Below are 4,620 nucleotides of genomic sequence, written 5' to 3' on the forward strand. Positions count from 1 at the left end.
AAGGTATTCAGGGCAGGAATGGCGCTGGCGGGGCTGATGTTGGCGGGTTGCCAGCAGGCGCCGGCGCAGGCGGCGGGCGGCACCATTGAGGCGGTAAACCATACCCGTTGGGCGATAAACCACTTTAGCGTTAACGGGCAGTCGGGCATTGATATTATCGGCCCGCACCAGGGGGGCGGGGGCGGCTGTTGCTTCAGGGCGCCGGCGCAGTGGCAGCCGGGTATGACGGTAAAAATTGACTGGGAAACGGGGATTGGCGATACAGATGAATTTCCCGGTTATGGNATCTTGCCTGGGAGAGGAAAATAGATTCCTCAAGGAAAAAACACTCAGCCATAGTCCTGGTTCCTGATTACACCGGGCAAAAGACCTGCGGTATCTCGGTGCATTTTCTGCCGTGCGATAAGGTCAAAGTGACCACCAGTTGCCATATCTACTCCGACCCGCAATATCCGGTAAAGGAGCCGTTAAGAATGCCGGAGCCGCAGGTATGTCCAAAATAAAATCTGGCGCGGCAAGCGTTTGCTATCCCCCCGCGTTTCCGGTTGATGGCCGGTTACCGACCCAGGCTGCGCTGGTGGGGGAACACTGCCGGCGGCAGGACAGCCAGGAGCTGGCTTATCGCCAGGAGCTGTGTCTGGCCGCGGGCCGGCGCGTGGATATGCCCTGCTGTAAAACGCTCCGTATCAGCCTGTTTTTCGACGGCACCGGCAATAACCTTAACCATGATGTGTACGTGAAGGGCGGGCGGGGCGAAATACAAAGCCCGACCAATATTGCCCGCCTGTTCCGGGCGTCCATTGGGGCCGGGCTTGCGGGCGGCGCGCCGCAGGAGGTAACCGATAACCCGGAGCAGACCGGGGGAAAATATTTTAAATACTATGTGCCCGGCGTTGGAACGCCGTTTCCGGAGGTGGAGGATAATGACTTCAGCGCCGCCGGGCTGGTGGCCGCCGCCCGCGGCGAGGAGCGCATTAACTGGGGGCTATTGCGCATTATTGATGCGCTGATGCGCGCCCTGGGGCTGGGGCGGCTTGACGATGACGCCTGCCTGGCATCCATAAAGGCGATGGGCACCTGGATGGCGACGATGGGGGTAACCGGCGCCGCTAACCGCCAGGCGGAGTTTCAGCGCCTGCTGCGCGGGATGGCGCCGAAGCTGTATAACGCCATTAACCAGCCCTCCCCCGGCCAGCCAAAGCTGCTGGGCATTAAGCTGTATGTGTACGGCTTTTCACGCGGCGCGGCGCAGGCGCGCGCCTTTGTAAACTGGCTGGCCGGGCTTATTACTAAGCCTCAAGACCGCGGGCGCCGGCCCGAGCAGTGCCTGCAGGTGCACGGTATAAAAATCCCCGTGAGCGTTGAGTTTCTGGGGCTGTTGGATACCGTCGCCTCCGTGGGCATTGCCCATATCGCGCCCGTGGCCGAAGGCCATATGGGCTGGGCGGATGATACGATGGAGCTGCCCAACGAGGCGCGCTTCAGCGGCCTGATTAAGCGCTGCGTGCAGTTTGTGGCCGCCCACGAGCAGCGCCTGTGCTTCCCGCTTGATTCGCTGCGGCGCACGCAGGGCCAGTATCCGCAGCACAGCGCTGAGGTTGTATACCCCGGTATGCACTCTGACGTTGGCGGCGGCTACCCGCCGGGCGATCAGGGAAAAGGAAACCCTGAGGCTAAAACCGGTGATGATTTTTTATTATCGCAAATTGTTCTGCACGACCTCTATGCCGAAGCGTTTAAAGCTGGTGCGCCATTAAAAGTACCATCTTTGGCCCTTCCCAGGGATTTAACAAATGACGTATGGCGTAAAATGTCAGCGGCCTCAGCGAAAGAATTTGTTATCGCACCAGACTTAATCAACCGTTTTAACGCCTGGCGTGAGCTAACCCTGGGCCTTCCGGCTCCGAAGACGCCCATTTCCGCCAGGGAGGCCATAAATTACAGCCCGGTAGACGCGGGGCATACCCTTGAGAAAGCCATTGAAAACCAGATTGCCTGGATAACCGCCTGGCGAATCGAACGCTATGCCCGCAAAAGCCTGCTGAAAACGCCGTTTTACCTGCGCGCCACCAACACAATGGAAAATGACGCGGTGCGCAAACAAAAAAAGAAGGAACGGGACCAGGCCCAGAAGGCCGTTGAAGAGGAAAGAAAAGCGCAGCAGGCTAACCGGAAAAAAGGCGACCCCTTTACCCCCGCGCTGCCCGGCGTTAAAGATTTTGACCCCGATATCGCCAAAACCCAGCTTTATGAGGCCGCCCGGGAGTTTGGCGAAGATTATGCCGGGAAATGGCGAACGTTAACCAGCGCCGCGCATCTGATAGTGGACAAGGGGTATCAGAACCTCCTGTTTATTATTAACAGCGACGATGAGCGCGCCGAGCGTAAACGCATAAAGGCAGACGGCGACGCGCGGGTAAAAATACTCTTTCCGGCGCACGGCGAGGCGAGCAACGCAGAGCAGCCCGCCGGGCGGGTGCGCGCGCTGTTTGATGACCAGGTTCACGACTCGCGCGCCTGGTTTATGCACGCCGCACTGGGCAGCCGCGAGCCTTTCGCCAGTTATTTTATCGACCGCCAGATCTATTTTGGCGATGCCTGTAGCAAGGAATGGAACCTGTTGCTTGCCATTAAAGGCCAGCCGGTGTTGGGCGCCGTCGAGTTTATCTTTAACCAGGTGGTTACGCCTGAGGGTATTGAAACGCAAATTAAAGCCGTGGATACCGCCACCGGTTTGCCCGTTTCGTTCACTACCGCAAAAACCCGCTTGCCGGGCGAATTCGTGCGCCAGCAAAAAGAACAGATGGCCGGGCAGTTCAGGGACGAGGCAAAGCAGTTGCTTGCCAGTATCTGGGATGAGGCGCCGGGCGAAACGGAATTAACATAAAAGGGAGGTAAGGATGAAAAGTATTGTACGCCAGGGGGATACGCTACGCGAATATGGCGGCAAGGTACTGTCGGGACACTATTTATGCCACGGTAAAGGGATAGCCTGCAAAGGCGATGCGGTGAAATGCGCCCGCCACGGTATAACGCAAATTGCCGAAGGCAGCGGCCTGGCTCAGGTTGACGGGCAGCCGGTCGCGCTGCACGGCGACCGCTGCGCCTGCGGCTGCACGCTGGTCAGTTCATTTCCTGACAGCCAGATAGCGCAATAATGAAGCCGGCCCCCGTATTTGCACCCTGGCCGAAACCGCTGGCGCCAAACGCTCGCTACTGGTCAACGGCCGGCGCTGTGCTGCTGGGCGTGGGTAGCGCTACGTATGCGGCTGAGCCAGGTACGCTGGCTTTTTTACTGGCCGCGCTGGCGTTGTTTATGCTGGCCTGGCTGCTGCGCCTGCTGTACTGGCGCGCAGGCGTACACAACGCCGAGCGCTACAGGCTGGAAACTGACCGCGTGCAGGCGGTCTGGTGGGCAGAGCACAGGCGGCACATCGCCCTGCAGGAGAGCGTGTTGCTTGGCCCCACATGCGTAACGCCGGCGCAGTGCCAGGCGTTGATGAGCGGCAACTTGCGCCCGCCGGCGCCTCGCCTGGCCGAAGGCGGCCCGGCGCTGCGTCTGGCGCGTACTTTTCACGGCGATATCGGCGCGCGGGAAGCGGCGCTGGCGCGTTTACTGGCGCTGCAGTGGTGTGAACAGCGTGAAGGCAGGCTGCCTGCGCCAGCGGCCAGCTACTGGGTCGGTAGCTCTGGCGCCTGGCAGGCCTTTCGGGAGCAGGCAATGAACTGTTTTCCGGGGCTGACATTGCCGGAGGCGCCGGAGCGCTGGGGTGGCGCAGAGGCCATGCCCGCACTTATTGAACGCCTGCGAAGCGGTCCGCCTGGGGCGGTTTTCCTTTGCGCTGGCTGCTGTGTTATGCCGGCCACAGCCGCGAGTGAGCGCCCTGCGGGCGAGGCGGCCGTACTCTGGCTGCTTGGTTGCGAAGGGGGGGCGCAACTCACCTGCGGGGAGTATTTTCAGGCAGAGCGGGATACCGATGTGCTGGCGCTGGCGGCGCGGGCGCAACAGCAGAGCGAGCTTAGCCTGCCGCCGGATGTCTCGTTCATCTTTTCACAACCCGGGTTTCCCGGGCTCGATAATATTGGCTGGAACACCCGGCAACATATTCAGGATGGCTACTGGGGAAATATCGGCCATCTGCAGGCTATGGTGGCGCAGACACTTGCCGCCCGTTATGCGCAAACGCACGCCACGGCGTGTGGCTGGGTAGCCTGCGATATCATACACACACTGGCACTGGGAATCATAAAACCTGATGGAAAAGGACAATAAACAAACCGGGGGGCTTTCGGTTTTTTTGTCGCTGCTGCTGTTTGTTTTCGTGGTGACGATTGTGGTGGCGCTTGCCGGCATAGTCTGGTGGCTCTGGCCCGCGCAGCGGCCTTCGACGTGGGATGGGATAGGCCCGATTTTACTGGGCTGCGCTATTGCCTGGGTCTTGCTGTTTGTTGTTAGCGGAGTCGGTTATTTGCTGCGCACGCAGCTTATCCGCCAGCGCGCGCGCACAGGCATTGCGGGTGTGGCGCAGGTAACTAACGATGCACAGACGACTGCTCCTTTACGCCTGTTTGCCCGCGAACTGCGCGACCACCTCCGCGCCGTTTACACCTTCTTCTGGC

Annotated in this window: 4 protein-coding genes and 1 pseudogene; all 5 read left to right on the forward strand. The window is 60.1% G+C overall.

All coding sequences use genetic code 11. The annotated features are described in order from the left end of the window. Positions 1 to 18: 18 nt before the first annotated feature. Positions 19 to 503 (forward strand): annotated as a pseudogene (locus JJB97_RS17355) (DUF3304 domain-containing protein). Beyond that, positions 491 to 2,887 carry a T6SS phospholipase effector Tle1-like catalytic domain-containing protein gene (locus JJB97_RS17360; RefSeq protein WP_238715337.1) on the forward strand — a complete coding sequence of 799 codons (2,397 nt, stop codon included), beginning with the start codon at positions 491 to 493 and terminating at the stop codon, positions 2,885 to 2,887. The pseudogene JJB97_RS17355 and the gene JJB97_RS17360 overlap by 13 nt, the downstream one beginning before the upstream one ends. Before the next feature lie 13 nt (positions 2,888 to 2,900). After that, entirely contained in the window at positions 2,901 to 3,158 is a 258-nt protein-coding gene (locus JJB97_RS17365) for a PAAR domain-containing protein (protein WP_238715338.1), read from the forward strand. Then, complete coding sequence (locus tag JJB97_RS17370; RefSeq protein ID WP_238715339.1) at positions 3,158 to 4,273, forward strand: hypothetical protein; 1,116 nt, start codon at positions 3,158 to 3,160, stop codon at positions 4,271 to 4,273. The genes JJB97_RS17365 and JJB97_RS17370 overlap by 1 nt, the downstream gene beginning before the upstream one ends. After that, the coding region (locus tag JJB97_RS17375; RefSeq protein WP_238715340.1) for a hypothetical protein at positions 4,257 to 4,620 on the forward strand (364 nt) is incomplete at its 3' end. The genes JJB97_RS17370 and JJB97_RS17375, both read left to right, overlap by 17 nt.

It is taken from the genome of Tenebrionibacter intestinalis (assembly GCF_016632365.1).
GTDB lineage: Bacteria > Pseudomonadota > Gammaproteobacteria > Enterobacterales > Enterobacteriaceae > Tenebrionibacter > Tenebrionibacter intestinalis.